Genomic DNA, 26553 nt, shown 5'->3' on the forward strand with positions numbered 1-26553 from the left:
ACGTCAGACCCTCCTGAGGTACTCCAGCTTTCTTAGATCAACTCCGGCGGTCATGTCTATGTTTATAGGTGTTACGCTCACCTTCCTCTCCACCTTCAGGGCGTAGGCATCGGTACCGGGCTCGAACTCCCTCCTCTTTCTCCCCACTATCCAGTAGTAGGAGTGTCCCCTGGGGTCTACGCGCTCCTCGATGGTGGGACAGTATCGTTTTCTCGCGAGTCTTGTGAGTTCCATGGGCGTTTCGGGTGTTGCATCGCTCGGAATGTTGACGTTGAGCATATCAACGCCCTCGGGGAGCCCCTCCTCGAGCACGGCCTCCGCTATCTTCCTGAGGAAAAATGACGCCGTGGAGAAGTCAATGTCCTCCCCCTCCCCCAGAACCTTCTTCCACTCGACCTCGAGGCTAATGGCTATGCTGGGTATACCATGGGTGGCGGCCTCTATAGCGGCGGAGGCCGTCCCCGAAACGGTTATCTCCGTGCTCAGATTCTCACCGAGGTTTATGCCGCTTACGGCGAGGTCGAACTCACTGAAACGGGCCATTGCAAAAATCACGCAGTCGGTTGGTGTTCCGTCAATACCGTAGGCCACCCTCGCACCGGGCACCTCTATGAGCTTGGCCCTAAGCGGCCTGTGGAGTGTCATGGCCCGACCGCTAGCGCTCCTCTGGAAGAGGGGTGCCGCAACGTAGACATCTCCCAGGTCACGCAGGGCTTCAACGGCCGCTCTAAGTCCCCTGGAGTATATGCCGTCATCGTTTGTGATGAGTATCCTCATGTTGGTCCCTCATTCTCTCTCGATTCTCCCTAAGATTTTTCGATCCGTAAAGCTACCCCTGATTTCCCATGCGGGAGAATTTTGCCCCGCGAGCCATGCATTCTCACGGAATCCCCCTTCCTCACATTTTTTCACTTTGCTGGTGGGATATAAATAGGTTCCGCCATGACCCCCTCGCGGGTTTTGTTTTCCCCCACCCAAATCCTGTGATGGCATTTTCAAAATCTTGAAATATTTTCACAGGAAAAAGATTTTATACCACAAAATACATAGAATTTATAGACACCCGGGGTGATACCCATGGAGGAAGTGAAATCAATTTCTGTTATAAGCAAATCGGCCCTTCAGGATCACCTCCAGAGGGAAAGCGGGCTGGTACTTGTGGCGTGCGAAGGGAGGCCAATCATGGTGCTCTCCTCCGGCAGACTCGTCCACGTCCTCGACGAAGTTCCCACTGTGCTTAAGGACGTTTCCATATACCGCATTGACAAATGGGAGCTCCTTGATGCTCTAAACGGCGAGTTGAAGCTTCCGGAAAAGGTTGAAAAATCCCGCAGTCCAAGGGTGGTTGAGTTCTCCATGAGCCTCGACCTCCCCCCGGAGCTGTCGCTCAAGGTTGAGAACGCAATTCTCGACTTCATCAAAAGGCTGGCCCATTCCAACCTTGCGGTGAGCTCCATAAGTGCAAGCGGCAGGGTACGTCAGGGATTCACGGGAACCAACATCCTCCTTCTTCGCGTCTCCATGGGGGGCTACACTACGGGGGACGTTCCGGTGGAGGCTCTGGCGCGTGAGATGGCATCGAGCGTTGAGAGGGAGGTTGGGTTTGAAGTAAGGGTTTACATCAAGGAGGCCAGCTTCGAGCGTGTTTCTGATCTCCCGATTGTGAGGTTCACAAGGAGCTTCGTGAACTTCAGGGGTGGCAGGATAATCGAGATACCCCTTCAGCGGCAGGGTAAGGTCATTCCAAAGGTTGACAGGGCAAAGCTTGAGGCCGAGGTTGAGAGGCTATTGAAAGAGGCGGGAATTTCCCGGGAGCTTGTGGAGCTGACGAAGGAGGGAGGGGAGCGTGTAAGCGTCGGGAGCATCGAGCGCGAGGTCATGAGCGAGCTCTCGGGTATCAGGGGCGTTTCCCTAAACTGGGTGAAGCTCACGAAGGGTGCATCAGGCTACAGAGTGACCATAGGGGTTGACAGGACCTCAAGGGACGTTACCGATTCGGAGCTTATGAACGTTCTCCGGGAAGCCCTGAAGCGTGCGGAGGGAAGAATAAAGGCGCTCGGTAGGGGCGTTGGCTTCGAGGGAGCATATCTGGTGGTCGAGAGGGACATCTACTGACCAAACCCTTAAAAAGGGGCTCCCCGACCTACCCCCAGGTGAGAAGATGAGCTACTGGACGAGCGAGGACAACGTGGCCGGAAAACCGGGGACGGCACTCTTCATAATCCTGCCCACGATAGGCTGCTACCGCTTTAGGATTGGGAAGGCCTGCTACATGTGCTCCTATCCAACCGCGGCACCAAAGGTCAGGTGGAGCCAGGAGGCAATAGTCGACTACGTGAGGGAGGCGCTCAGGAAGATTGAAGGAAAGGAAGGCCCCTTCGCCGTGAGGATGTTCACCTCGGGCTCATTCCTTGACAACGGCGAGCTCAAGCCTGAAACGAGGAAGAAAATCTTCCAACTCCTCGCGGAGCTTGACGAGGTTGAGGAGATCGTCATCGAGAGCAGGAGCGAGCTGGTGAGGTACGAGGCTGTTAAGGAGCTTGCGGAGATAGTCCCTGACAAGCACTTTGAAGTCGCCATAGGCCTTGAGACGGCGAATGATGACATAGCCGACGTCTCCATCAACAAAGGAAACACCTTTGCCGACTTCGTGAAGGCCGCAGAGATAACCCACAAAGCGGGCGCTAAAGTTAAGACCTACCTCCTCCTCAAGCCGATCTTCCTATCGGAGCGCGATGGCATTGAGGACGCCAAGGCGAGCATAATCAAGGCAGAGCCTTACACTGACACCTTCTCCATCAACATAACCGACATCCAGAAGGGGACGCTCTACGAGAGGTTGTGGGAGAAGAAGGAGTACCGCCCGCCGTGGCTCTGGAGCGCGGTTGAGGTTCTCATCTGGGCAAAGAAGAGGTTTCCCAACAAGAGAATCCTTAGCGACCCTGTAGGGGCTGGCTCGAAGCGCGGACCGCACAACTGCCTCACCGACTACGACAGAGTCATCGGTAAGGCCATAAAGAAGTTCTCAGCGACGCAGGACTTGAGTTATATTGCGAACCTCAAACCGGAGTGCCACGAGCGCTGGAGCTACATCATCGAGAATTCTCTCCTCGACTGGCAGCTGGTGACGTGGTGAAGATAGCAGGTTCATTATTTTCGTTCCTCTTGCTTCCCCCTTCAGAGGTTCCACGAATTTAATTTCATGGGTGCTTTTCTTGCGGACTTTTATTCGAAATTTTGGTACTGCTTGTGAATATTTTTCGGCAACATTAGCGCACCCTAGAATAATATTCACGTTCTCCTTGCACACAGGTGTACAGACACGAAAGCTTTAAATGCTTTACATTGGTAAAATACCTTAGCAGATTGCAGGTGAGGATTATGGCAGATGTCGAAAAGAAGACGGTGATCGTTAGGGAGGACTACCTCGTTACAGGTTCCGCCGAGGGCGTCGCCAACATAAGCGTGGACACGTTTCTCTGCAAGGGCTGTGGAATATGTGTCGAGCTCTGTCCCAGGAAGGTGTTTGAGTGGAGCGAAGAGCTCAGCGAAAAGGGTGTACACTACCCTGTTCCGGTTCACACCGAGAAGTGCGTTAAGTGCAAGCTGTGTGAGCTCCTCTGCCCTGACTTCGCCATAGCCGTCAAGTGGTGATAGCATGATCATCCGCGGCGATGAGCCCGAGCAGGTTGAGCTCCTGAGGAGGTTCTTCCCCAAGGGCAACTACTTCATGCAGGGTGACGAGGCCATAGCGTACGGCGCTCTCTTCGCGGGCTGCCGCTTCTACGCTGGCTATCCAATAACACCCGCAAGCGAAATCGCTGAGACCATGGCGCGCGAGCTCCCGAAGGTGAGGGGATACTACATCCAGATGGAGGATGAGATTGGGAGCATCGCCGCTGTAATAGGCGCCTCGTGGACGGGCCTCAAGTCCATGACCGCCACCTCCGGCCCCGGTTTCTCCCTAATGCAGGAAAATCTGGGCCTTGGGATAATGACTGAGACACCTCTGGTGCTCGTTGACGTTCAGAGGAGTGGACCATCAACAGGTCAAGCCACCAAAGGCGCGCAGGGGGACTTTTTCCAGGCAAGGTGGGGCACCCACGGAGACCACCCAATAATAGCAATATCCCCAACGAGCGTTGAGGACTCATTCTGGGAGACGGTCAGGGCCTTCAACCTCTCCGAGAAGTTCAGAATTCCAGTGGTTCTCCTGGCGGACGGAGTGATAGGGCACACGAGGGAGCAGATAAGGATTCCCGATCCGGAGGAGGTCGAGCTCATCTACCGTAGGCTTCCGAGAAATGAGGAGGAGGCGAAGCTTCCATTCGGCGACGTTGACGGTTCCCTCGTTCCCCCAATGCCCCTCTTTGGCCACGGCTACTTCACGCACGTCACCGGATCAACCCACAAGGAGAACGGCCTCCGCGATGTATACACGCCCGAAGTCCACGACAGGCTCGTGAGAAGGCTCCACAAGAAGATTGAGAAGCACGAGGCTGAGATACAGAAGTGGGAGGAGTATTACACGGACGATGCGGAGATACTCGTTGTGAGCTGGGGCGTTACCGCGCGCCCGGCTCTCGGGGCGGTGCTCAATGCGAGGAAGGAGGGAATAAAGGTCGGGCTCTTCGTTCCCAAAACGGTTCATCCATTCCCAGGGAAGCGTATGAAAGAGCTCGGAAAGCGCGTTAGGGCAATCCTAGTCCCGGAGATGAACCTCGGGCAGCTCATCATCGAGGTGGATCGCTACGTTAACGACGACGTCCTGCTGAAGGGAGTGAACAGAATAGGCGGTGTCCCGCTGACGGTGGAGGAGATATTCAGGGAAATAGTGAATGTGGGCTCAGCCGAGCGTTCTCGTCACAGTTCGGCGGATTAGATAGTCATCACTGCCCGAGGAGAATAGGTGTGAGACGTTAAAAAGGTGATGTTCATGGCGATGAAGATTTACACGAAGTATGATATGGCCAAATACCTCCGAAAGGAGGCTCTTCCCACCGCCCTCTGCCCCGGGTGCGGTGGTGGAACGGTCCTAAATGCATTCGCCAACGCCGTTGATGAGCTGGGAATTGACCCCAGAGACCTCGTAATGGTCAGCGGTATCGGCTGCTCGGCGTGGATAGCCTCCCCCTACTTCCTTGCCGACACCCTCCACACGACCCACGGAAGGGCGATAGCCTTTGCCACGGGAGTCAAGATAGGCCTTCCCGATAAGAAGGTGGTCGTGATCAGCGGCGACGGTGACCTAGCCGGCATAGGCGGAAACCACCTCCTCCACGCCGCGAGGAGGAACGTGGACATAACCGTGATCCTCGTCAACAACTTCATCTACGGAATGACCGGGGGCCAGGTGGGCCCGACGACCCCATTTGGGGCCAACACCACCACCTCCCCCTACGGGAACGTGGAGCATCCACTCCAGATAAGCGAGGTCGTGGCCGCTGCGGGAGCATCGTACGTCGCGAGATGGACCACGTTCCACGTCTATCAGCTCATAAAGAGCATAAAGAAGGCCCTCAACACCAAGGGCTTCTCCCTCGTTGAGGTCATCTCCCAGTGCCCGGTCCAGTTCGGAAGGAGGAACCGCATGAAAGCACCGGCAGAGATGCTCCGCTGGTTCCAGAAAAACAGCGTCCCGATAAGCAAGGCGAAGAAGTTGCCCCCTGAAGAGCTCGAGGGCAAGTTCATAATAGGCGAGTTCGTGGAGAGGGAAAGGCCCGAGCTCACTGAGGAGCTGAACAGGCTCATAGAGAAGGTTCTTGGAGGGTGAAGGGAATGCAGATAAGGATTGCCGGATTTGGGGGACAGGGTGTCATACTCGCAGGAGTTATACTCGGCGAAGCTGCCGCCATAGAGGGTCTTAACGTCATCCAAACCCAGGACTACGGCTCCCAGAGCAGGGGGGGCCACTCCATAGCGGACGTGATAATCTCGAAGGAGCCTATTTACGACCTCATGGTCACGAGGGCCGATGTTCTGCTCGCCCTGTCCCAGATTGGCTACAACGGCGCCATCGAGAGCCTGAGGGATGATGGGCTTTTGATCGTTGATACGGGGCTCGTGGTTACGGAGAGGGAGCACGTGGGGGCGCCCTTCACGAAGCTCGCCGAGGAAACCACTGGACTGGCTCTGACGGTCAATATGGTCGCCCTCGGCTACCTCGTGGCGAAAACTGGAATCGTGAAGAAGGAGAGCGTTGAGGAGGCCATAAGGAGGCGTGTCCCGAAGGGGACGGAGGAGATAAACATCAGGGCATTTGAGGTTGGATACGGGGAGGGCGTGAAGGGATGAGAATCCTCACTGTGCAGTCTCACGAACGCGGAAGGGTATATACGGTTGAAACAGAAAATGGGAAACAGTGCACCATACTCCTGACGTTTCACTCAATCGAAAGGGCAAGAAAATGGAGAATTGGTGAGGAGGAGGTTGTAGAGACACTCCTGAAACCTGCTGAAGTCCTCAGGGGTCACCACAACAGGCTTATTGCACACAAACCTCTGAATGACCACATCGTAAGGGTGATCTACGAGTACGAAGAGAGCTCTCCCGTTGTCGTGACTGTTTACGTTCCCCGGAAGAGCCGTTACTTCAAAGGTGGTGGTTTGTATGAAGATAGAGTACTCTCAAGATGCTGACGTTTTGGTTATCCTGCTGAAAGAAGATGAGATAGCTGACTCCATAGACCTCGAAGAAGGGGTCATAGCGCACCTCAATGAAAAGGGGGAGATCGTCGAGATAGAGATACTCGATGCCTCAAAGACCGTAGATTTTAGGGAACTCGTGGTTAGAATCCCAAGCGGGGTGATAGCATGAGATACCCGTTTCCTGTAGGAAGGTCGGATTTTATACAGGGTGATGAGGCCATAGCGAGGGCAGCAATTTTAGCGGGCTGCCGCTTCTACGCCGGCTACCCAATAACCCCCGCGAGCGAGATATTCGAGGCGATGGCCCTCTACATGCCCCTCGTTGATGGGGTAAGCATTCAGATGGAGGATGAGATTGGAAGCATTGCCGCTGTGATAGGCGCCTCGTGGGTTGGGGAGAGGGCGATGACGGCAACGTCTGGACCAGGATTCAGTCTAATGCAGGAAAACCTGGGCTACGCCGTAATGACCGAGACTCCCCTCGTTCTCGTTAACGTTCAGCGCGGCGGTCCTTCCACCGGTCAGCCGACGCTCGCGGCCCAGGGTGACGTCATGCAGGCCATATGGGGAACCCACGGAGACCACAGCATCATCGTCTTAACGCCCGCGACGGTTCAAGAGGCCTTTGACATGACCATAAGGGCCTTCAACCTGGCGGAGAAGTACCGCACACCCGTGGTTCTCCTCACGGATGGAGAAGTGGGCCACATGCGCGAGCGCGTTAACATACCCGCTCCGGAGGAGGTTGAGCTCGTTTACAGGAAGACCCCCAGGAGCAAGGAGGAGGCGAAGTTCCCCTTCAGGGACTGGGACGGGGATGGAATACCCCCAATGCCGGTCTTCGGCAAGGGGTACCACACCTACGTAACTGGCTTAACCCACGACGAGCGCGGAAGGCCGAAAACAGTTGAGGCCGAAATACACGAGAAGCTCATCAAGCGCATAATCGGCAAAATTGAGAACAACAAGAAGGACATCATAGACTACGAGACCTACGAGCTCGACGATGCTGAGGTGGCGATAGTAGCTTACGGAATAGTGGCCCGCTCGGCAATAAGGGCCGTCAAAATGCTCCGCAAGGAGGGAATAAAGGCCGGCCTTCTCAAGCTCAACGTCGTGTGGCCCTTCGACTTCGAGATGATAGAGGAGCTCGCGGAGCGCGTGGACAGGATATACGTGCCGGAGATTAACCTTGGACAGCTCTACCACCTTGTCAGGGAGGGCGCCAACGGAAAGGCTCCCGTGGAGCTCATAAGCAAGATTGGCGGCGAGATTCACACGCCGATGGACATAGTCAAGCGGGTGAGGGGGTGAGCCCATGTACCTTAAACCTAGCTACGAGATTAGGGATAAGTACCTCAGGAAGGATATGCTTCCCACAATATTCTGCCCCGGGTGCGGTATAGGTTCCGTTCTCCAGTACACTCTCAGGGCTATAGACGAGCTCGGGTGGAGCCAGGACGAGGTTGTTTGGGTGAGCGGTATAGGATGCTCCTCGCGCGTTCCCGGTTTCGTGGACTTCGACGGCCTGCACACCACCCACGGGAGGGCACTGGCCTTTGCCACGGGAATCAAGATGGCGAGGCCCGACCTCAAGGTCATAGCCTTCATGGGAGACGGTGACTCCGCTTCAATCGGTGGAAACCACCTCATCCACGCCATAAGGAGGAACCTCGACGTTACGGTGATACTCATCAACAACTTCACCTACGGAATGACAGGCGGGCAGGTCGCCCCTACCGCCCTCAAGGGTCTAAAGGGAACCACCGCCCCCTACGGCAACTTCGAAAACCCCTTCGACATCTCACAGCTCGCGGTAGCTGCGGGGGCTAACTACGTCGCCAGATGGAGCGTCTTCAACTACATCCAGGGCATGAACAGCATAAAGAAGGCCCTCCAGAAGAAGGGCTTCTCCCTCGTTGAGTTCCTCTCACCCTGCCCCATCAGCTTCGGAAGGAGGAACCGCATGAAGACCGCCCCGGAGCTCATCCGCTGGTACCAGAAGATAACCGTCCCCATCAACAAGGCGAAGAAGTTGCCTCCGGAAGAGCTCGAGGGCAAGATACTTATAGGTGAGTTCGTGGACAGGGACAGGCCCAGCCTCGACGAGGAGTACGAGGCCTACAAGAAGAGGGCCAAGAAGATAGCGGGGTGGGAAGAATGAGGAAGGAGATTCTCATAGGTGGCTTCGGTGGACAGGGTGTCATCCTCGCGAGCGTCATTATAGGCAGGGCCGCGGCCGTCTACGAGGGCCTCTACGCGGTCCAGACTCAGGCCTACGGGCCGGAATCGAGGGGTGGGGCCAGCAGGGCAGAGGTGGTTATAAGCGACGAGCCCATTGACTACCCCAAGGCCCTCAGCCCGGACTACCTGGTTCTGCTCTCTCAGGAAGCTTACGACAAGTACCTCCCGCTCGCGGGCGAGGGTGCCACCGTTGTGGTCGAGGAGGAGCTCGTCCCCCACAGGAATGTGGACCTCGAGAGGGAGCTCAAGGTGCACGCCCTCAGGCTCACGGAGATAGCGGAAGAAACCACGGGGCTCAGCCTCACGATGAACATACTTACCATTGGCTTCCTCGTGGGCCTCACGGGAGTTCTAAGCAGGAATTCCGTTGAGAAGGCCGTTCTGGATGCTGTCCCGAGGGGTACGGAGGAACTCAACCTCAGGGCACTCCACAGGGGTTTTGAACTCGGCGAAAAGGCCAAAAACGGGGAGCTTTGAGCTTCCTTCTTTTTTCATGTTGGGTTTGTTCTTAGGTTTTTCTTGTTTGAATTAGCAAGAACAACACTCCACTGGGGGTTTGAAATGTGAACAAAGGCAGATTTTCAATAAAAGAGCTCCCAGGTGTTGATTCAACAACTGCAGAAAAACTACGAGAGGCAGGATACGATAGTGTCGAATCAATAGCAATTGCGTCCCCTTTAGAATTAAAGGAAATAGCGGGCATAAGTGAAGGGATGGCACTTAAAATAATTCAAGCTGCTAGGAAAATAGCCAGCATAGGAATATTTACCAGCGCAACAGAGTACAAGAAAAGGCTTGAGGCTACGGACAAAATATCAACCGGAAGTGCAAATCTAGATTCAATACTGAAAGGGGGAATATGGACTGGTGTTATAACGGAGATACTTGGGGAACCCAACAGCGGGAGAACCCCCTTTGCGTATGCCCTCTCAGTAATGGTTCAACTACCCCCGGAGAGAGGAGGACTAAACGGGTCAGTAATCTGGATCGATACCGAAAATTCATTTAACCATTATCCCCTAGAGGAGATAGCGAGAAATAAAGGTCTAAATCCCGAGGAGATTCTTAAGAACATCTACGTTGCTAGGGCGTTTAACTCTGACCATCAAGTGTTTCTCGTGGAGAAAGCGGGAGAACTTATCGAGGAGAAAGCTAAAACAAAAAATCCGGTAAAACTGTTAGTAGTTGATTCAATTCCAGCTCATTTTCGCGTGGAGTACATCGGCAGGGGAGATCTCGCGGGAAGGCAGCAGAAGCTTGGGAAACACCTCGCAGACCTTCGGCGCATAGCAGAACTATATAATGTGGCTGTCATCATAATCAATGATATGCGCAACGGGAATCCGTGGGGAGGACACATACTGGAACACGCTTCGATGTTTAGGCTACAGATACTCAAACGGGGCCGTGGCAACTCGGACAAGAGAATAGTTCGCCTGATTAAGTCCCCCTACTTCGAAAGAAGTGAGGTCACATTTAGGATAACTGAGAGGGGTGTGGAGGATTGATTTTCAAGTTTTCACATCTTTTTTGGGCGGTAATTTCGAGATGAGCAATTAACAGACAAAATTCCCGATGACTAAATTAAAGATAAAAGAAAAGCTCAGGCGTTCTTCTTCGAGCTTATGTACTCGTCTATTGCCTTCGCGGCCCGCTTTCCATCGCCCATGGCCAGAATAACCGTCGCTTCACCCCTTATGGCGTCTCCACCTGCGAAGACACCGGGGATGCTCGTCATGAGGTTCTCGTCAACGATCAGGGTTCCGTCGGGGTTGACTTTCAGGCCGGTGGCCTCTTCCGTGATTATCCTGTTTGGCTCGAGGCCTATGGCGATGATGACGGTGTCTGCCTCAAGCGTAACGTACTCTCCGGTTCCGACTATCTTCCTCTTGCCGCGCTTGTCCCTCTCCTCGAGCGGGCGCATCTTCTCGAACTTGACAGCTTTGACCCTGCCGTTCTCGTCGCCTATGAACTCCACCGGGTTGAGGAAGAACTCGAACTTAACGCCCTCCTCTTCCGCGTGGTGAATCTCTTCTATACGAGCGGTCATATCCTCCCTTCCGCGGCGGTAGGCTATGGTAACCTCACTTCCCATCCTGAGGGCTGAGCGCGCCGCGTCCATGGCTGTATTGCCGGCGCCGATGACTATCGTCTTCTTCCCTATCGCCACGGGCTCGTCGTACTCGGGGAAGAGGTAGGCCTTCATGAGGTTAACCCTGGTAAGGAACTCGTTGGCGGAATAAATCCTTCCGAGAAGGATTCCGGGGATGTTGAGGAGCTTCGGCGTTCCCGCTCCGGTTCCTATGAAGACCGCATCGTACTCCTCGAGGAGCTCTTCGAGAGTTACCGTCTTTCCCACCACGTGGTCGAGCTTTATCTCCACTCCGAGCTCTTTGAGTTTGGCTATCTCTTTGTCGAGTATCTCCTTCGGAAGCCTGAACTCCGGGATGCCGTAGATGAGGACTCCTCCGGGCTTGTGGAGTGCCTCGAAGATAGTCACCTTATGGCCCATCTTGGCGAGCTCTCCCGCAGCTGTGAGACCAGCGGGGCCCGCTCCAACGACGGCAACCTTGCCTCCCTCCCCGGTGCACTGCTCGTTGAACTCGCAGAGGAGCTCCTCCTCTATACCGTGCTTCCTCGCGTAGTCCGCAACAAAGCGCTCGAGCTTACCTATGTTTATTGGGTCTCCAACCTTGCCCATGACACACGGGGCCTCACACTGCTCCTCCTGGGGGCAGACACGCCCGGTGACGGCAGGGAGCGTGTTGTCGTTCCATATAACCCTTAGGGCCTCCTTAACGGCTTTGTGGGGGTCGTCCCTGTGCTCAACGAGCTTCCCTATGAAGCCGGGGATGTTTATGTGGACGGGACACCCCTTGATGCACGGCGCGTACTCGGGCGGGCACTGAAGGCACCTTTCCGCCTCCTTGACTGCGGATGCAAAGTCGTAGCCGAGGTTGACCTCGACGAAGCTCTTCACCCTCTCCTCGACCGGAACCTCCGGGGTGGGGACACGCTCCTTAATGAGCTTCGGCTTTTTCCTGGCCATTCAGATCACCCCCTTCTCCTTGAGCTTGGCGATGTAGCGCTCCTTCGCCAGGTTCTGAAGTTCCGTGAAGCGGGCGTCCCTCTTTATCACGTCGTCCCAGTCCACCTTGTGGGCATCGAACATCGGCCCGTCCCTGCATGCGAACTTTATCTGCCCGTCGAAGAGTATCCTGCACGAGCCGCACATCCCGGTTCCATCAACCATTATCTGCCTGACGGTGACGATAGTGGGGATTCCGTAGGGCCTCGTTAGCTCAGCGAGCTTCTTGAGCGAGCCGAGCTTTCCGCCGGCGAAGACTATATCCACCTTGTCCTTCTCTATCAGCTCCTTCAGAACGTCGAGGTAGTGCCCCTTTATGCCGACGCTCCCGTCGTCGGTGGTGAGGTAGTGCTCATCGGCCACGGGCTTCGCCAGGAACTTCTCGGGGTAGACGTTGTCCCTGTTCTCGAAGCTCTGAATGGCTATCGTGTAGTTGCCGGCCTCCTTCATAGCCTTGAGCGTGGCATAGCTCTCGGCCTGCGCGCAGACGGCATCTGACGCGAAAACAACGTTGCCGTAATTCTTCACTTCAATCGGTTTTCCGAGCGGGCCCGTCACACTGAGGAGCTCATCTCCAACGTGGAATTCGTGCCACAGCTTGAGGGTCGTGACCCCGTGGCGCCTTATGAACATGCCTATCTTTCCGTCCTCCGCGTAGTAAACGGACATTGGGACTCTTTCGCCCTTTTCGTCGGTTATCAAAACAACGAACTGCCCTGGCTTCCATGAGCGGGCCACATGCGGCGCCTCAACTTCCATAAAAAAGTCAATGGCGCTCAGGTTTTCCTTCTTTGTTATCTTATATCCCATGGTGCATCACCCTGTGCATGTGAACAAGTTTGTTCACCATAAGTTCTGAACTTAAGGTTTATATGGCTTTTTTAAACCAAAGGTTTGGAACTCCGCAGGAGCACAAAAATTTAATAACTCCCCCCTCGACCCATTAGTCGGTGAGGTAATGGAACTTGTTGGCATAACCTTCATCACGAACCTCCTCGACAGTAAAATCATGGACGAGGGTGTGATTTATCGAATCTACGAGAAAACCAACGAGTACCTTGACATGAACGACATCCACGACATCCGGCTCGTTCTCCTAAGGAACACGACGATTGATAGGGTTTACCTAATGAAAATCCACTCCCCAAACGGCCCCATGAGGGCGTATCCCCTCAACGTGCTGGTTGATACGCTCTACCACCGCCTCCTCGAGGAGAGGGAAGACCTGCTCTGGAAACGAGAGGAGAACATCCTCGAAAAGAAGAGCCGGAACCTCCCGGAGGTTTATGATTCCGACCGATTCAAGTTCAACAAGATAATCGGGATTGTCAGCTTCCCCCTCGTTGACAGGAACAACTACTTCGGCTACTTTGAGAAGTTTCTGGGCGTTCAGAAAAGGATAGGCGACAAGAGCATAATGGTGCTCTCCATGCTCCCGTTCCTGAGCGTTAACGGTGAGATATTCGCGGAGAGGATAGCCAAGGGCATACTCCATGAGATAGGCCACGCCTTCGGGCTTGACCACTGCGAGGAGGACTGCCCCATGCACCCCCCCGCAAGGATAGAGGACTGGGATGAGAGGAGCCCCTTCTTCTGCCCCAAATGCCTCACGGAGCTGAAGAGAAATGCTGGGTGGATTTAGGATAAGCGTGGTCATTCCCGCCTACAACGAAGCTAAGCGTATAGGGAACGTGCTCGCTAAAATCCCTCCCTTCGTGGACGAGGTTATAGTGGTTGACGATGGCTCCACGGACAACACTAGCGAAGTGGCCAGAGGGTTTGGCGTTGAGGTGATCAGGATAGAGCCCAACCAGGGCAAGGGTAGGGCCATGAGGGCCGGCATCGAGAAGGCCACGGGGGACGTGGTGGTCTTCATGGACGCAGACGGGCAGCACAGGCCGGAGGAGATAGAGAAGCTGGTAATGCCCATAGTGGAGGGGGAGGCCGACTTCGTCATCGGTTCCAGGGAGATAAAGGCGCAGGGGAAGAGGCCCCTCATCAGAAAGCTGAGCAACTTCTTGAGCACCTCCCTCATAAGGCTCAAGCTGGGCGTTGAAGTCCACGACACCCAGAGCGGCTTCCGTGCCGTGAGAAGGGAGTTTTTGCCCGAGATAGAGAGCAAGCGCTACGAGGTGGAAACGGAGATGCTCATAAAGGCCGTAAAAAGAGGGGCGAGGATAAAAGAAGTGCCCGTGGAGCGCATCTACGGTATAGAGACCGGGCACTTCCGCTTTGAGGACATCCTACGCTTCCTCCATACGCTGCTGAAGTATTAGCGCTTCTTCAGGAGCGGGAGCAGCGCCAGGATACCTATGAGCGCCGGCCCGCACACCCCCTCCTTCTCCCCGGTCCCCTCCGTCGTGGTGGGGATGCTCGTTGGAGGGGTGCACGTTGAGAGACCCTTCCTCACGAGCGCCTCCGTCCAGTTGAGCCACGCGTAGACGTGCTCCGGGTATGAGAACTCCGCCCAGTAGAAGTCGCTGTCGAGGGCCTGCGCCAGGCCGTATAGGGCCTTCTTGTAGGTTCCGTCCCTCCCGCAGGTTTCCTCATAGGTTTTCGTGAGGTTGTAAACCTCCTCTGCCCGCTCCCACATCGGCTTCTGAACACTCTCTTTCTCCCTCGTCCACTTATCCCACGAGCAGAGCCACGAGGTTGTGAGTGGGGTGACGTTTTTGTAGGGTTCCCCCTTCACTGCCTCCCCGAGCGTCACCGTCTCTATGAGCCCCTTCTCCTGGGCCTCCTTTAGGTAGCCGAGGAGATACTCGAAGTACCTTGCCGTAAGGCCCGGGTTGGGGGAGAAGATAATCCAGTTCTCGCCGTCGGCCGCTATAGTCACTACCTCCGCGTTCGGGTCCGCCTTCCTAACCTTCAATATCTCCTCCAGAATTTTCCTGGCTTTCTCTCTCGCCTCATCCTCGTTCCTGAAGTCGTTGTTGAAGGCGAAGTCGTCGCTTATGGTGTGGTCCCTGAAAAGAACCTTAATCGAGGAGTTTTCTATGGCGTAAACGTGGTAGGGTGAGTAGGGATATATCGTCTTAAGGTGGCAGCGGTCGTCGAGGACGGTGTACTCTATCCCGTACTTCTCGAGAAGGGGGATGAGCTTTGGGCTGAAGGCCATCTCAGGGAGCCACATGCCCTTCGCGTCCACTCCAAGTACCCCCTCGGTGGTGGCCTTTCCGAGGGAGAGCTCGTAGTCGAGGAGGTCGAACCACCCGTACCTCTCGGCGATGTACCCGCTTATGGGGTGGGCGAAGTAGCTCGTGAGTACCTCAATCTGACCGCGGTCGTAGAGCTCCCTGTAGAGTTTCATGGCCTCCCTCACGCGCTCCGCTTCGGGGGCCCCTGGTTTAAAGCACCGATAGGAGGGGTAGCTCTGGCACCAGCCGACATTCGTCAGGTTCCACTGCCACAGGAGCGATGGCGAGAGGTGGTACGTCATCTTTATCTCCGAGTACTTACCAAGAACCCAGGCATGGAAGTAGTAGGCCCCGCCCTCGTAGTAGGGCTTGAGCTCGTCCTCGTAGGTGTGGACGAGGGCCCAGGGTCCGTGGAGTGTCCCGTTTGGCCACACGCCGGGGCTCTGGTGCTGGTGCCACACGAAGACGACCTTGAGGGGCTCCCCCTTTGTGAACCCCTCCATTACCGTGCTTGCGCTTGATATAACTCTCCCTTCCAGTTCCAGGGTCGCCTTTATCCTGCAGCTATCATGAATCTCTATGGGTATGGAAACCTCGGAGGGGCCGCTGAGGTAGACGGGGCTGCTTATGTTGGCTAGGTAGTCCCTGCAGTCCACGACCGTTCGGAGGAGGGCGCTCTCGTTGACCTGCTCCCGTGGGGTCACGAGAACGCTCACGTTGGCCTTCTCGCCCACCACGGGAATATCAGGCAGCTTAAAGGTTATTTTGAACTTCTCCCTCTCCACGAAGGGCGCGAGCTTCTCGTAGATGGCCGGGTACTTTTCCCTCAGCCCCTCAATGTGACCCACAAATATCTCGAAGCGGTACTCAACGCTCCCGTTGGGTGCTATGCTCAAGGGACCGAATTCGGCCCTCGTCTCGGTGCCCCAGCTCCCTTTCTCAAACCAGAGTGCAACGTTCTCCTCCTCCGGGAATAAAAGGGCGATAAGGTCTTCATCGAAGTCAACCAGTCCGAAGGCCTTAACGTGCGCCCCCTTCCTTACCCAGTTCTCGTTCTCGATGTGAATTTCATCGTCCAGCCAGAGCTGGCTTTCCCCTCCGGGCTCTCCGAGGTAGCCCGCCCATGCCATGGCGTAGCCAAGTCCAAAGGAGTCCCAGTTCACCTCGCTTTTGAACGTCTCATTACCCGTGTTAGTGAGCCTAACCGTGAGGAGGGCGCTTTCTCCGTCGAGGACTTTCAGGCTCTTCTCAACCAGGAGTGGGCCTTTTTCGAGCCTACCTGTTATGGTGTTTCCCTCCTCTGAGATGGTGTAAGTTTCTGTGGCTAGACTCCCTGGCCACGCCTCTCCCAGAAGCCAGTCCCAGAGAGGATAACTCTCGCCCATGGCTCCCCTGCTTCCGCCCCCTATCACGTTCTTCCCTTCAACGGTCCACTCCGTGAGCCTGAAGCCCCTCGCATCAACGTGCACACCCTCGAGGGCGCTCATCGGAGGGATAATGCTCATCAAGAGAATCAGCAGCAAAACCACCCGCCGCATTGTATCACCGTAGGGGGTATGCACCCCATTACAAATAAACTTTCCCCTACCTCCTGCTCCCAAAGAACGAGGCGAGCAGGATGAGGGCACCCCCCGCGAGCGTCATTGCCGTCGGCACCTCGCCGAAGATCAGGAAAGCGTAGAGGACGGCACTTAGAGGGTCAAGGTAGCTGAGGAGGGCAGCCTCCCCGGCCTCAACCTCCTTGAGCCCGGCCATGTAGATTAGAAGGGCCAGGAAGGTGTGGAGCAGCGCTATGAGGGAGCTAACGGCGAGCGCCCTTGGGGTGAGCGAGAGGCCGCGCCACAGCGCTAGGGGAGCCAGTACCATGGTGGCGAACACCAGCTGAAAGAACGTCAGGGCGTCGCTTTCCACGTCCCTAAGGTGCCGTCCGAGGAGGGTTACGAGCGCGTAGAAGAATGCTCCGGCCAGTGCGAAGAGCACCCCGAGGAAGTCCGAGCTCGAGAGCGACGGCTTCTCCTGGAGGACTATCATCAACGCCCCGAGGAACGCCATCCCCACGTAGAAGAGCCTTTCCCAGGTTATCCTCTCGCCGAGGAACAGGCCCGCGAGGAGAACCACGAGGATAGGGGCGAGGTAGTAGATGAGCGTCGCCTTGGCTATGGTGGTGTAGAGGACGGCCGAGAAGAAGAAGGCCCAGTTGAGGGCAAGCGCCAGCCCGAGCAGAAATACCTGCCCGATTTTGGGCCTCACGCTGGAAAACGCCCTCCTAAGCCACTCCCCGTCCCGGAGGGAGAAGAGGAGGAACATCCCGCTACCAATAAGCACCCTCAAGAACGCTAGGCTGAGCCCATCCAGTGTTGAGAAGCGTGCGAATATCCCCACACTTCCCCAGATTAACATGGAGGCTATGATTTTACTCCTGCCGTTCAAGCCACTCACCGTAGGCCTTTTCCACCTCTCTCTTCCTGAACCCCGGTACCGCGTCCCTGAATGGGTTGAAGCGCTCCAGTTCCTCCTCCCTCTGGCCTATGTAAGTCGTTATAAAGCCCACCTTCGAGTGAAGACTCGACGGTACGCGGAGAATTCTCTTAACGTCTATCGTGACCTTCCCGTCGAAGTAGGCCTTTGAGAACGTGGATGAGAGGGAGAACAGCTTCATAAGGCTCTTGTAGCTCACACCCCTCGGGAAAGCCGTGAGGAGGGCCTTCCTCACGAAGTTCTCATAAATCTCCTCCCGGTGCTCCATTATCGCCTTTATCTGGGTCCTGCTGAGACCCGCGTTCCGGAGGTGGTTCTCACTCGCCCTCCTGAGGAAGTAGCCGAAGCGGAGGCGGAAGACCCTGGGGTAGCCAGAGGAGAGCATAATCCTCTTCGAGCGTATGTCGTCAAAACCGGGCTCTCTGGCTGCTGCTATGTAAGCGAGAATCTTCTCGCGCCCCTTCGAGTCGAGCTCGAGTGCCCAGGGGTCGAGAACCCTGATGTGGTAGCCCCTGCCGGAGTAAACGACGTGTACTTCCTCAAAGCCGAAGTCCTCCCTCAGTACGGTGAGCGTATCTCTCGCGAGCTCCTTGGCGTCCTCAAGGCATATCGGGCAGACCCTGCCGCTCTCATGGGAACAGCGTTTGAGGGGCAGGTCCTTGGCGTCAATATCAAACACCAGCTCCGCACCGAGCCACCCTTCCATCCTCTCCGGAAAGTCGTAGAGCGCAACCGATGAGTAGACCGCGTAGGGCGCGGTGGTTTTCACGTAGTCCTCGAGGTCTCTAAGATCGTGAAAGACGTTCTTCCTGTCGCTTGGCCCCTCGCCGGTATGATCAAACCCGAACTCCCTGCCCTCCATCGTGGAGCGGATGAATTCAGGGAGCTTCTTCGCGTTCCACTCCCTCGAGTAGTAGAGCCTCCTCTCGCGCTTGCTGACTTCCCTGAAGAGCTCACTCATTCCCTTCACCCTTCTTCTTTTCTATGTAGAGCCTCCTGAGGTAGTAGGTGAGGGGGTTCTTTATGTACCTGCAGTGTTCGTCCGGCCTGCAGAGCTCGGGCGCGTTGGCCCTTATCTTGGAGCAGTTGGGGGGGAAGTACCACGTGGAGTTCCCGCTGTCATCAAGCGTTGGGGTTAGCGTGAATCCGAAGCCGAGGTGATACCATATGTTCTTTATCTCCCCCGGCTGGTCCTCAAAGAGGGGCGGCCTGCACCTGTTGCCGGCCTCGATTATAACAGGAAGTACCTCCTTCTCGATGATGCCCAAATCCTTCACGCAGTCCTTTACCCTAACGTTCCTGCCCCCGGAGTTGGGGCATATCCTCGCGTAGCTAAGGAAGCTCGTGAGGAGAACGGTTATGGCATAGTTCCTCATCCCGCTCCCCACGCCCTCAAGGGCCTTCTTTATGCACGGCGGGAAGAGGTCAAAGCGAAGCGGCCCCGCTTCCCCTCCAAACTTCTCCAGCCTCTCCTTGAAGTTCTCCCTCGCTATCTCGCCCAGACGGTTGTAGAGCTCGAGGTAATAGGGTGGAAGCTCGTCCCTCAGCTCGTAGATAACGTTGACCGCCCTCTCGATGTTCCTCTCGAAGGCGCTCTCCCACAGCTCCACCAGCTGCTCCTCCCGCAGGTACGCGTATCCCCTCCGGATGTAGAACTCGTGGAGTTCCTTGGAGGTGAGGGCGAGGAGGTCTTTGAGGTGCACCTTGTACTTCAGGCGGAGCCTCTCCTTCTCCTCAGGGGGGGAGGGTTTGGTCGAGGATTTTCTCCATTATGGCGGAGTCCTCCCTCGGTATCTCGTCCTTCCTCTCGTGAACCACTATGGAGAGCTCATCAACGGAAAAGCCGCGCTTAAGGCGCTCGCGGTATATCCCGAGGTTCGCCCTCTTCACGAGCTCCATCTCGATTCCGTAGGGAGAGAAGGCCAGGGCGCCCAGGAGGGCGTAGAAGCTCATAAGGTCCCTCAAATCGTCGAGCGCTATTATTTCCTCCGGAATCTTCCCATTCTTCAGCCACCTAACCCTCTCAAGCGCTACCTCCATGTCGAGATACGAGGGGATCCTGAGGAGGAACTCGTTGATGCTCTCGAACTCCCCGAGGGTTTCCTTTGCCCTCGGCCCGAAGGGGTCTATCATGGCCTCACCTTACCCCTACTTTTCGGCGGAGGTTAAAACTATATCGCCCTAATCCCGAGGCTCGGGAGGAGTGTTATGGCCATGCTCAGGAGGCCCCCGATGAGGAGGGCCGCCGCCGTCTTCTTCCTCTCCATCCCGAAGATGTAGGCTGCTAGAGAGCCTGTCCAGACGCCAGTTCCCGGCAGGGGGACGGCAACGAAGATTACGAGACCTATGAACCCCCACCTCTCCACGTAAGGATGCGCCTTGATTCTAACGCGCTCAACGTAGCGGAGGTAGAAGCGCGCGAAGCCGTCGAGGAAGGTCCCCTCGAGCCTCAGCATGACCCAGTCTATCAGGGGGAGGAGCATGGGGAGGAAGAAGGAGAGAAGCGCTACGCCGGTTCCCGCAAGGATTAGCATCTCGCCTACGGGGTACCCCCTCCCTATGCCGTAGACTATCGCGTACCTTCCCTCGAACGTCGGAACGAGTGATAGGAGGAATACGTAGAATGCCCCGTCCACTCCATCCACCGCACCTACTGGGGGGCAGAACTTTAAAGCTTAATCGGTTTGGGGCCATTCGGATATGCTAATTCTTCCGTTTATGGTCTTCACCTCGAGGGTGTTGTCCCCCTTCCCGAGGAGCAGCGCCGCCTTCCTGGGCCCGAGGGGTGCGCCCCTGTCCTCCACCTTAAGCCCCTCAATCTCAGAGACCACTGCGCCGTTCTTTGTCTCCGCCTCGACCCTCACGTTAGTCCCCCTGTCGAGATGGATTGTTATGTCGCCGTTTACGGTGCCTACGTGCACGTGCCCCTCCACATCCTTCGCATAGACCTCTATCGTCCCGTTAACGGTCTTAACGTCCCCGAGAAGCTTTCCTGTCCTAACCCTTACCTTCCCGTTAACAGCTTTCACGCTCTCCACGCGCCCTGCTTCAACCTTGATAGGGCCGTTGACGGTGCCCACCTTAACGCAGTGCTCAACGCCCTTTACCTCTATGGCACCACTCACGTTGGCGGCTTTTCTGACGGTAACTCTCCGGGGGATGAGGAGCTCAAAGTTCACCTTTGAGCCGGCTATGCCTATGTTTATGCCTTTGCTGGCCTTTGAGAATATTTTCAGGCTCTTCCCTTCCTTTCTCACCTTTACACGGGGCTCGCTCCCGAGGAGGCCCCAGCTCTTCTCAACCCTGAGCTTTATCGCCTCCCCGTCGTAGCCCGATACGCTTATCCTCCCGTTAACGTTCTCGATCTCAAGCTCCGAAACATCCACACGGTATTCCCTCTCGTAGACCTCTATCATACTCCCCACCACTTAATGATGTGTGTGGTCAATGGACTTTTAAAGCTCGCTCAATTTTGAGCAGATGGTTAGCTTTTTAAGGCTCTGGACAAAAAATCCAGTGCCATGAGGAGGCTCGCGCTACTCGCCCTGATATCAGTGGCCTCGATATTCTTCGGCGTTGCTTTCGGTTCGGTTAGCGTTCCCATTAGCGACGCCTTCTACTACGTCGTGAGGGGGGCCACGGCCGAGATAAGCTCATTCCTAAGCCGTCTCTTCGGCATTGCCGCCGTTACGCCTCCCGGGGGGCCGAACTACGCAATAATATGGAACATCCGCCTTCCGAGGGTTCTGCTTGCCTACCTCGTCGGGGTGAGCCTCGCCTCCGCGGGAACCGCCTCCCAGGCCCTCTTCAAGAACCCCCTGGGCGATCCCTACATCCTCGGCATAAGCGGTGGCGCCTCCGTGGGTGCAGCCTTTATGGCCCTCTACGCCCCGCGCTACATCGGACTGGGAGCTTTGGTGGGTGCTCTTGCGGCAGTTTACGTGGTATACAGCGTTTCCCGCGTGGATGGCCACGTTCCCGTTGATACGCTCCTTCTCGCGGGGGTTGCATTTGGCTTCTTCGCCAGCGCGCTCACATCCTACCTCCTCTACGTTAGGGCGGAGAGCATACACTACGCCGTCTTCTGGCTCATGGGGACGTTCAGCACCGCCACGTGGGGAGACGTTGGTCTCGTTGCCCTCTCAACCTCCATCGGGGTTCTCGCGCTCTCCCTCACATGGCGCGAGCTCAACCTCCTCCTCTTCGGCGAGGAGAGCATCGCCATGGGCCTCGACGTTGGAACCTACCGCAAGGTCGTGATATTTCTCATCTCACTGCTCACGGCTTTCGCCGTTTCCACGAGCGGCATAATCGGCTTCATCGGCCTTGTGAGCCCCCACGCAATGCGCACAATCTTCGGCCCCAACCACCGACGGCTCCTTCCAGCGAGCGCCCTCTTCGGGGGGGCCCTGACGGTTTTCGCCGACCTGATCGCGAGGGTCGTATCGGCCCCCGCCGAACTCCCCGTGGGGATAGTCACCGCTATGATAGGGGCGCCGTTCTTCATGTATCTCCTTGTGAAGCGCAAGAGGGGGGAGCTCTATGCTTGAGGTCGAGCTTTCCTTTTCGTACCCCACCCGCGAAGTTCTACGTAATGTGCGCTTTAATGCGGAGAGGGGGCAGTTTCTAGCGGTAATAGGCCCCAACGGTGCCGGAAAGTCAACGCTCCTCAAGTGCATGGTCGGCATACTGCGGGGGGAGGGGAGGGTGCTCTACGAAGGTAAAGACCTGCTCTCAATGGGGCCGAGGGAGAGGGCAAGGTACATAGCCTACGTCCCCCAGAGCTCTTTCCCCGAGTTCGCTTTCACTATAGAGGAGTTCGTTGAGCTCGGAACCTACGCCACTGGCGGGAGCGTTGAGGAGGCCCTTAAGAGGGTAGGCATGTGGGAGAGGAGGAGGGAGTTCATAACCAACCTCTCAGGGGGCGAGTACCAGCTCGTCCTGATAGCGAGGGCCCTGGCGCAGGGGAGCGACGTGGTTCTCCTCGACGAGCCGACGAGTCACCTCGACATAAACCACGCCCTGGAGGTCATGGAACTCCTCAACGGCCTTAAGGAGGAGAAGACCGTCGTGGCGGTTATGCACGACCTCAACCTCGCCCTGACCTACGCGGACAGGCTCATACTCCTATCCGGGGGCAGAGTGGTCTGGGATGGAAAAAGCGAAGAGCTGGAAGAGAGCGTTCTAGAGAGCGTTTACGGCGTGAACGTTAAGATAGTGGACGTTGAGGGCAAAAAAATAGTTCTGGCGGCCCCCTGACCCAAAGCTTTATAAAGCCCCGCACAGATGTAGGTATGGTGCTCTTCTGAGAGTGCTGAAAGGAAATAAAAGGAGTTTGATTGAAAATGTACGGTAGTGGATTCGATAGAGGTTTTGAGGCGCCGGTTAAGGTCGGGGAGAGGTACACTGTTAAAATAGAGAGCATTGGCCAGGGTGGCGATGGAATCGCCAGGATACAGGGTTTTGTTGTCTTCGTGCCGAACACCAAGGTCGGCCAGGAAGTTGATATCGTAATCAACTCGGTCAAGAGAAGGTTCGCCTTCGCCGAAGTTATCTGATGCCTTAGGGCGTCTTCAATTTTCTACTTTTGTGCTTATTTATGAATATGTGTTTCAGCGCCCCAGGTGCTGCTGAAGTTTTTCGAGGATTTCCAGGGTTAGGTTCTCCCTGTTCTCGATGGTTAATGTGTAGAGCTCCCCGTAATTCCTAAACTGGTGTGCAAAGCGTCTGTGGACGGTCGCTAAGAGAGGTACATCGCTCCGGAGAAGCTCATCAAGGGCCTCCGCGAACGCTCGACTCTTCATCTCCATAGCCCCTATCTCGTCAACTATCGCCAGCTCGGAGTTCAAAGCGCGCCTGAGGGCGGAAACGCCAACGCGCTCGAGGTCTTCCAAGTTTACGGCGTAGCGCCCCACCATGACATCGCCCTTCCCAACGCGGGCCAGCCAGCCCTCCTCACCCGTGTCGAGGGCCCTTATCCTGAAGCCCACCCTTCTCCCGCGCTCCCTGACTTCCTCCGTCACGAAGCCAGCGATTCTGGCGTCCCCTTTAAACCTCTCCCACGCCCTGAGGGCCAGTGTGGTCTTCCCAACGCCCGGCTTTCCCGTGACAAAAATCCTCATTCCTTCACCTCCCAGAAGCGGCGCGTCCTTATGAAAGTCCTCTCCGCCTCGAGGAGGGCCACGAGGAGCGCCTCACCCCGGTACTGCCCGAGGAGCCTGGCGGCGGTATCGGGGCCGACCCCGTAGGCGCTCAAAGCCAGTATCGCCTCCCACCCGTAGCTCTGGATTAGGTCGCTCGCCTTTATCAGCTTCCTGTAGGCCTTCTCTTCCTCCTTCTCGAGTTTTTCCTTTTTCTTCATCTTTTTCACGGCCTTCACGAAGAGTTCGGCATCTATGGGGTGCGCCACGGCGAGCATGAGGGAACCGCACTTCGGGCACCTCCAGTCGTCGAGGCGCGACCTGAGCCTCCCCACCCTCGTTCTCGCGTTCCAGCCGCAGTTGGTGCAGAGGAGAACCACCTCGCTCTCCTCGAGGCGCTTCCTGAACAGCTCGAGCACCTCGTCCCTCTCAAGCTCCCCCGTGACTAGGAACTCGCCCCCAACTGAGAGGTTCAGCTTAGCTAATGGAGAGGGCTCCCTAGCGAGCTTCGTCTTCACCCGGAGCATCCCCTCCCCGAGGAGTTTGAGCACTCTCTCCGCGCCCCCTATGTCGAGCTTGTCGTGGAAGAGCTCGTTCAGCGTCTCCTTCTCCACCACGGTGCCCTCGAAGAGCCTGTCAACCCGCCTTATCTTCGCGTCCCTCCGCAGGGCCCCGAAGCGCTTCGCCACGTTGAGCATCCTCCAGCGGTAGACGTTGCTCTCCCGAACCGCTCTACCGACTATAAACTCAAGGGCCTCGGGGCTCGTTCTCAGGAGCGAGGCCACCTCCGCTGGATTCAGCTGGAAGGGCGTTTTGAATACTATGGCGTGTCCCTGTCCCTTGAGCGTGAACACCTTCCCGTACTTCGAGCTCAGGAACGCCCATAGAAACCTCCCGATGGTCTCGTTTACCCTGTTCCCGAAATCCGCGTGGATAACCAGGCCCTTTGGAAGGCTTTCCACACCTATGTCCCTGTCCGTGGAGAGGGGCTCCTGCCCCCTTAAAACCTTCAGAACCCTCTCGAGCTCCTCCTCCCTGAAGTTCACCCCCTTCAGGAAGCGCGTCGCGAGCGTTTCGTTGTAAATCAGCTCCCTCTTGAGCTTACCGGTCTCGAGCGCCACCTCGAAGGGGACGGGAATCATCTCCCCCTCCCAGCTGGGGACCGCGCTCTCCAGGCTCCTGCTCTCCTTCGCCTTTATGAGCCTCGCCTCCTCGTCTATGGAAAGGAGAATCCAGCTCCTTCCGTGCATTATGAACTCCATGCCGTCCTCCAGGTCCATCACGAAGCTCTCGTCAAGTCTTCCAACTACGTGGCCGCTCGAGGCATCGAGGACGCGGTAGGATATCTCATCGGGAATCGTGGAGAGGTTCTCGTAGTAGTACTTGAAGGCGCCCCTCCGGAGGTAGAGGCTCCCCGTCACCTCGTCAATCCCCACCAGCCGGGCGCTCTCGAGGAGCTTCACCACGGCGCTGAAGTCCTCCTCCGAGAGGTTCCTGTAGGGGTACGAACCCTTCGCGAGGGAATAGACCTCCTCGGGCAGAAGTTTTTTCTCCTCCATGAGGGAGCCCACCGTGAAGTGCGCAAGCACGTCGAGGGCGTTCTCGTAGGGTCTCACGGGCTCGTAGAGGCCCTTAACCGCCCTCCGCGCTATCACGAGGCTCTCGAGGTAGTCCTCAGGGTTGGTCGCTATTACGTAGCCCTCGCTCACCTCCCCGAGCCTGTGGCGCGAGCGCCCCATCCTCTGGACAAGCCTGTTCACCTGGCGGGGGCTCATGTACTGCACGACAACGTCCACATCCCCTATGTCAATGCCGAGCTCCATGGAGGATGTGCACACGAGCGCCCTTACCTTCCCTTCTTTGAGCGCTTTTTCGGCCCTTATGCGCGCCTCCTTTGCGAGGGAGCCGTGGTGGACTTCAACCGGCTTCCCCCAGGCCTTCAGTCGGTGGGCGAGTATCTCCGCGAACTGGCGTGTGTTCGTGAATATTAACCCCTTTCCGTGCTCCTCCACCACCTCCCACACGGTTCTGAGCCTCGCCGCGACCTCGGGGCTAACCTTTAATGCCCTCGCGAGCTCAAAATCCCCCTCTTCCGGTTCCGGATAGAGCACGTGGACGTGGTAGGCCTTCCTCATTTCCGGCTTGACTATGGTGTCAGCCTTAAGCCAGTCCTTTATCTCCCCCTCGTTGCCGACGGTTGCGCTAAGGCCTATCCTCTGGAAGTTGGCCCTCTTTGCGAGCCTCTCTAGGGCGAGACTGAGCTGCGCGCCCCTCTTACTATCCACGAGCTCGACTATCTCATCTACAATCACGAACCGTACGTTGGCGAGGTGCTTCCTCATGGACTTCATGACGAGTAGTATGCCAAGCGTCTCGGGGGTTATGATGAGCACATGGGGAGGGTTCTTCACCTGCTTTGCCTTCGCGTAGGCGGAGGTGTCCCCGTGCCTCACCTCAACGCCGATCCCCGTCCTCTCCCCCCACCAGCGGAGCCTCTCGAGGAGGTCCCTGTTGAGGGCCTTTATGGGGGCTATGTAGAGGGCCGCTATGGGCGGGAGGTTCTCCTCAAGGATGGCGTTCAAAACAGGGAGAAAAGCCGCTTCCGTCTTCCCGCTCCCCGTGGGAGAAACCACGAGAACGCTCTTTCCGGAGCTAACCGCATCAAAAGCCTTCAGCTGGAGCTCGTTGAGCTCAAAGCGCTCCCTCAGAACTGCCTCAAGTCTCGGGTGCATGGAGTAAAATAGGGAGTTACATTTAAAAATCAGTCGGGGGCCTTTGAGGATGTCGGCCCCCTGGGGGTCCCGATGTCATCGCAACCC

The 26553-nt window shown here is 56.5% G+C and carries 28 protein-coding genes and 1 pseudogene; 17 read left to right on the forward strand and 12 right to left on the reverse strand.

Annotated elements, in window-relative coordinates:
• Positions 1–3: 3 nt before the first annotated feature.
• A complete protein-coding gene (surE, locus tag PFER_RS10215; RefSeq protein ID WP_048151863.1) occupies positions 4–777 on the reverse strand; it encodes a 5'/3'-nucleotidase SurE in 774 nt (257 codons plus the stop codon).
• Between the two features lie 300 nt (positions 778–1077).
• On the opposite strand from surE, the gene PFER_RS10220 reads away from it, so the two are divergent.
• From PFER_RS10220 to radA, 12 genes and pseudogenes are all read left to right on the forward strand, one after another.
• Complete coding sequence (locus PFER_RS10220; protein ID WP_048151866.1) at positions 1078–2115, forward strand: hypothetical protein; 1038 nt, start codon at positions 1078–1080, stop codon at positions 2113–2115.
• 46 nt (positions 2116–2161) lie between these two features.
• A complete protein-coding gene (locus PFER_RS10225) occupies positions 2162–3136 on the forward strand; it encodes an archaeosine biosynthesis radical SAM protein RaSEA (RefSeq protein ID WP_048151867.1) in 975 nt (324 codons plus the stop codon).
• 245 nt (positions 3137–3381) lie between these two features.
• Entirely contained in the window at positions 3382–3654 is a 273-nt protein-coding gene (locus PFER_RS10230; RefSeq protein ID WP_048151870.1) for a 2-oxoglutarate ferredoxin oxidoreductase subunit delta, read from the forward strand.
• A gap of 4 nt (positions 3655–3658) precedes the next feature.
• Entirely contained in the window at positions 3659–4882 is a 1224-nt protein-coding gene (locus tag PFER_RS10235; protein ID WP_048151871.1) for a 2-oxoacid:acceptor oxidoreductase subunit alpha, read from the forward strand.
• 54 nt (positions 4883–4936) lie between these two features.
• On the forward strand, positions 4937–5773 hold the full coding sequence (locus PFER_RS10240) for a 2-oxoacid:ferredoxin oxidoreductase subunit beta (protein ID WP_048151875.1): 837 nt from the start codon (positions 4937–4939) through the stop codon (positions 5771–5773).
• 5 nt (positions 5774–5778) lie between these two features.
• Positions 5779–6294, forward strand: coding sequence for a 2-oxoacid:ferredoxin oxidoreductase subunit gamma (locus PFER_RS10245; protein WP_048151879.1), 516 nt, complete (start codon positions 5779–5781; stop codon positions 6292–6294).
• Positions 6291–6638: a DUF4258 domain-containing protein gene (locus PFER_RS10250; RefSeq protein WP_048151884.1), complete on the forward strand. Its 348-nt coding sequence runs from the start codon at positions 6291–6293 to the stop codon at positions 6636–6638. The genes PFER_RS10245 and PFER_RS10250 overlap by 4 nt, the downstream gene beginning before the upstream one ends.
• The gene (locus PFER_RS10255) at positions 6610–6816 is read left to right on the forward strand and encodes a DUF2283 domain-containing protein (RefSeq protein ID WP_048151889.1); all 207 of its coding nucleotides are present in this window, start codon (positions 6610–6612) and stop codon (positions 6814–6816) included. The genes PFER_RS10250 and PFER_RS10255 overlap by 29 nt, the downstream gene beginning before the upstream one ends.
• Entirely contained in the window at positions 6813–7961 is a 1149-nt protein-coding gene (locus PFER_RS10260) for a 2-oxoacid:acceptor oxidoreductase subunit alpha (RefSeq protein WP_048151892.1), read from the forward strand. Before PFER_RS10255 ends, PFER_RS10260 begins: the two co-directional genes overlap by 4 nt.
• A gap of 4 nt (positions 7962–7965) precedes the next feature.
• The gene (locus PFER_RS10265; RefSeq protein WP_048151895.1) at positions 7966–8811 is read left to right on the forward strand and encodes a 2-oxoacid:ferredoxin oxidoreductase subunit beta; all 846 of its coding nucleotides are present in this window, start codon (positions 7966–7968) and stop codon (positions 8809–8811) included.
• Positions 8808–9368 (forward strand): 2-oxoacid:ferredoxin oxidoreductase subunit gamma, encoded by a 561-nt coding sequence (locus tag PFER_RS10270; protein WP_048151900.1) that lies wholly within the window; start codon positions 8808–8810, stop codon positions 9366–9368. Before PFER_RS10265 ends, PFER_RS10270 begins: the two co-directional genes overlap by 4 nt.
• Positions 9369–9472: 104 nt before the next feature.
• Positions 9473–10399: pseudogene (gene radA, locus PFER_RS10275) on the forward strand (DNA repair and recombination protein RadA); the annotation flags it as partial.
• Between the two features lie 95 nt (positions 10400–10494).
• Here the strand turns inward: radA and gltA are convergent.
• Positions 10495–11940, reverse strand: coding sequence for an NADPH-dependent glutamate synthase (gene gltA, locus PFER_RS10280; protein ID WP_048151905.1), 1446 nt, complete (start codon positions 11938–11940; stop codon positions 10495–10497).
• On the reverse strand, positions 11941–12789 hold the full coding sequence (locus PFER_RS10285; protein WP_048151909.1) for a sulfide/dihydroorotate dehydrogenase-like FAD/NAD-binding protein: 849 nt from the start codon (positions 12787–12789) through the stop codon (positions 11941–11943). It lies immediately after the preceding gene.
• 148 nt (positions 12790–12937) lie between these two features.
• Between PFER_RS10285 and PFER_RS10290 the strand changes: the two genes are divergently transcribed.
• Both PFER_RS10290 and PFER_RS10295 read left to right on the forward strand, forming a co-directional pair.
• Positions 12938–13621: a zinc metalloprotease gene (locus PFER_RS10290; protein ID WP_048151914.1), complete on the forward strand. Its 684-nt coding sequence runs from the start codon at positions 12938–12940 to the stop codon at positions 13619–13621.
• The gene (locus PFER_RS10295; RefSeq protein WP_048151918.1) at positions 13605–14255 is read left to right on the forward strand and encodes a glycosyltransferase family 2 protein; all 651 of its coding nucleotides are present in this window, start codon (positions 13605–13607) and stop codon (positions 14253–14255) included. The genes PFER_RS10290 and PFER_RS10295 overlap by 17 nt, the downstream gene beginning before the upstream one ends.
• On the opposite strand, the gene PFER_RS11925 is transcribed toward PFER_RS10295, so the two are convergent.
• From PFER_RS11925 to PFER_RS10325, 7 genes are read right to left on the reverse strand one after another with little or no spacing between them, the layout of a single operon-like run.
• Positions 14252–16654: a hypothetical protein gene (locus PFER_RS11925; protein ID WP_052696233.1), complete on the reverse strand. Its 2403-nt coding sequence runs from the start codon at positions 16652–16654 to the stop codon at positions 14252–14254. The two genes, PFER_RS10295 and PFER_RS11925, sit on opposite strands and share 4 nt — an antisense overlap.
• Positions 16655–16700: 46 nt before the next feature.
• Positions 16701–17555 carry a DMT family transporter gene (locus PFER_RS10305; RefSeq protein WP_394297003.1) on the reverse strand — a complete coding sequence of 285 codons (855 nt, stop codon included), beginning with the start codon at positions 17553–17555 and terminating at the stop codon, positions 16701–16703.
• A complete protein-coding gene (gene priS, locus PFER_RS10310; protein WP_048151925.1) occupies positions 17530–18555 on the reverse strand; it encodes a DNA primase catalytic subunit PriS in 1026 nt (341 codons plus the stop codon). Before priS ends, PFER_RS10305 begins: the two co-directional genes overlap by 26 nt.
• Positions 18548–19297: a hypothetical protein gene (locus PFER_RS12615; protein ID WP_342666398.1), complete on the reverse strand. Its 750-nt coding sequence runs from the start codon at positions 19295–19297 to the stop codon at positions 18548–18550. The genes priS and PFER_RS12615 overlap by 8 nt, the downstream gene beginning before the upstream one ends.
• Positions 19298–19328: 31 nt before the next feature.
• Complete coding sequence (locus PFER_RS12620; protein WP_342666399.1) at positions 19329–19727, reverse strand: hypothetical protein; 399 nt, start codon at positions 19725–19727, stop codon at positions 19329–19331.
• A 38-nt stretch (positions 19728–19765) separates the two neighbouring features.
• Positions 19766–20230 (reverse strand): COG2426 family protein, encoded by a 465-nt coding sequence (locus PFER_RS10320; protein ID WP_048151940.1) that lies wholly within the window; start codon positions 20228–20230, stop codon positions 19766–19768.
• A 39-nt stretch (positions 20231–20269) separates the two neighbouring features.
• On the reverse strand, positions 20270–21010 hold the full coding sequence (locus PFER_RS10325) for a DUF4097 family beta strand repeat-containing protein (RefSeq protein WP_048151944.1): 741 nt from the start codon (positions 21008–21010) through the stop codon (positions 20270–20272).
• A 105-nt stretch (positions 21011–21115) separates the two neighbouring features.
• Between PFER_RS10325 and PFER_RS10330 the strand changes: the two genes are divergently transcribed.
• The 3 genes from PFER_RS10330 to PFER_RS10340 all read left to right on the forward strand — a co-directional run bounded on the left by PFER_RS10330 (position 21116) and on the right by PFER_RS10340 (position 23152).
• On the forward strand, positions 21116–22144 hold the full coding sequence (locus PFER_RS10330) for a FecCD family ABC transporter permease (RefSeq protein WP_048151946.1): 1029 nt from the start codon (positions 21116–21118) through the stop codon (positions 22142–22144).
• The gene (locus tag PFER_RS10335) at positions 22137–22853 is read left to right on the forward strand and encodes an ABC transporter ATP-binding protein (RefSeq protein ID WP_048151949.1); all 717 of its coding nucleotides are present in this window, start codon (positions 22137–22139) and stop codon (positions 22851–22853) included. The genes PFER_RS10330 and PFER_RS10335 overlap by 8 nt, the downstream gene beginning before the upstream one ends.
• A gap of 86 nt (positions 22854–22939) precedes the next feature.
• Positions 22940–23152 carry a TRAM domain-containing protein gene (locus tag PFER_RS10340; RefSeq protein ID WP_048151952.1) on the forward strand — a complete coding sequence of 71 codons (213 nt, stop codon included), beginning with the start codon at positions 22940–22942 and terminating at the stop codon, positions 23150–23152.
• A 54-nt stretch (positions 23153–23206) separates the two neighbouring features.
• On the opposite strand, the gene PFER_RS10345 is transcribed toward PFER_RS10340, so the two are convergent.
• Together PFER_RS10345 and PFER_RS10350 are read right to left on the reverse strand one after the other, a co-directional pair.
• Complete coding sequence (locus PFER_RS10345) at positions 23207–23716, reverse strand: NTPase (protein ID WP_048151954.1); 510 nt, start codon at positions 23714–23716, stop codon at positions 23207–23209.
• Complete coding sequence (locus tag PFER_RS10350; RefSeq protein ID WP_048151957.1) at positions 23713–26466, reverse strand: DEAD/DEAH box helicase; 2754 nt, start codon at positions 26464–26466, stop codon at positions 23713–23715. Before PFER_RS10350 ends, PFER_RS10345 begins: the two co-directional genes overlap by 4 nt.
• Positions 26467–26553 lie beyond the last annotated feature (87 nt).

Origin of the sequence: Palaeococcus ferrophilus DSM 13482 (genome assembly GCF_000966265.1) — an archaeon.
Taxonomy (GTDB): domain Archaea; phylum Methanobacteriota_B; class Thermococci; order Thermococcales; family Thermococcaceae; genus Palaeococcus; species Palaeococcus ferrophilus.

Bases quoted from the DNA above. Each gene is read 5' to 3' on its own strand.
- surE (WP_048151863.1), bottom strand. From the start codon at position 777: ATGAGGATACTCATCACAAACGATGACGGCATATACTCCAGGGGACTT.
- PFER_RS10220 (WP_048151866.1), top strand. From the start codon at position 1,078: ATGGAGGAAGTGAAATCAATTTCTGTTATAAGCAAATCGGCCCTTCAG.
- PFER_RS10225 (WP_048151867.1), top strand. From the start codon at position 2,162: ATGAGCTACTGGACGAGCGAGGACAACGTGGCCGGAAAACCGGGGACG.
- PFER_RS10230 (WP_048151870.1), top strand. From the start codon at position 3,382: ATGGCAGATGTCGAAAAGAAGACGGTGATCGTTAGGGAGGACTACCTC.
- PFER_RS10235 (WP_048151871.1), top strand. From the start codon at position 3,659: ATGATCATCCGCGGCGATGAGCCCGAGCAGGTTGAGCTCCTGAGGAGG.
- PFER_RS10240 (WP_048151875.1), top strand. From the start codon at position 4,937: ATGGCGATGAAGATTTACACGAAGTATGATATGGCCAAATACCTCCGA.
- PFER_RS10245 (WP_048151879.1), top strand. From the start codon at position 5,779: ATGCAGATAAGGATTGCCGGATTTGGGGGACAGGGTGTCATACTCGCA.
- PFER_RS10250 (WP_048151884.1), top strand. From the start codon at position 6,291: ATGAGAATCCTCACTGTGCAGTCTCACGAACGCGGAAGGGTATATACG.
- PFER_RS10255 (WP_048151889.1), top strand. From the start codon at position 6,610: ATGAAGATAGAGTACTCTCAAGATGCTGACGTTTTGGTTATCCTGCTG.
- PFER_RS10260 (WP_048151892.1), top strand. From the start codon at position 6,813: ATGAGATACCCGTTTCCTGTAGGAAGGTCGGATTTTATACAGGGTGAT.
- PFER_RS10265 (WP_048151895.1), top strand. From the start codon at position 7,966: ATGTACCTTAAACCTAGCTACGAGATTAGGGATAAGTACCTCAGGAAG.
- PFER_RS10270 (WP_048151900.1), top strand. From the start codon at position 8,808: ATGAGGAAGGAGATTCTCATAGGTGGCTTCGGTGGACAGGGTGTCATC.
- gltA (WP_048151905.1), bottom strand. From the start codon at position 11,940: ATGGCCAGGAAAAAGCCGAAGCTCATTAAGGAGCGTGTCCCCACCCCG.
- PFER_RS10285 (WP_048151909.1), bottom strand. From the start codon at position 12,789: ATGGGATATAAGATAACAAAGAAGGAAAACCTGAGCGCCATTGACTTT.
- PFER_RS10290 (WP_048151914.1), top strand. From the start codon at position 12,938: ATGGAACTTGTTGGCATAACCTTCATCACGAACCTCCTCGACAGTAAA.
- PFER_RS10295 (WP_048151918.1), top strand. From the start codon at position 13,605: ATGCTGGGTGGATTTAGGATAAGCGTGGTCATTCCCGCCTACAACGAA.
- PFER_RS11925 (WP_052696233.1), bottom strand. From the start codon at position 16,654: ATGCGGCGGGTGGTTTTGCTGCTGATTCTCTTGATGAGCATTATCCCT.
- priS (WP_048151925.1), bottom strand. From the start codon at position 18,555: ATGAGTGAGCTCTTCAGGGAAGTCAGCAAGCGCGAGAGGAGGCTCTAC.
- PFER_RS12620 (WP_342666399.1), bottom strand. From the start codon at position 19,727: ATGATAGACCCCTTCGGGCCGAGGGCAAAGGAAACCCTCGGGGAGTTC.
- PFER_RS10325 (WP_048151944.1), bottom strand. From the start codon at position 21,010: ATGATAGAGGTCTACGAGAGGGAATACCGTGTGGATGTTTCGGAGCTT.
- PFER_RS10330 (WP_048151946.1), top strand. From the start codon at position 21,116: ATGAGGAGGCTCGCGCTACTCGCCCTGATATCAGTGGCCTCGATATTC.
- PFER_RS10335 (WP_048151949.1), top strand. From the start codon at position 22,137: ATGCTTGAGGTCGAGCTTTCCTTTTCGTACCCCACCCGCGAAGTTCTA.
- PFER_RS10340 (WP_048151952.1), top strand. From the start codon at position 22,940: ATGTACGGTAGTGGATTCGATAGAGGTTTTGAGGCGCCGGTTAAGGTC.
- PFER_RS10345 (WP_048151954.1), bottom strand. From the start codon at position 23,716: ATGAGGATTTTTGTCACGGGAAAGCCGGGCGTTGGGAAGACCACACTG.
- PFER_RS10350 (WP_048151957.1), bottom strand. From the start codon at position 26,466: ATGCACCCGAGACTTGAGGCAGTTCTGAGGGAGCGCTTTGAGCTCAAC.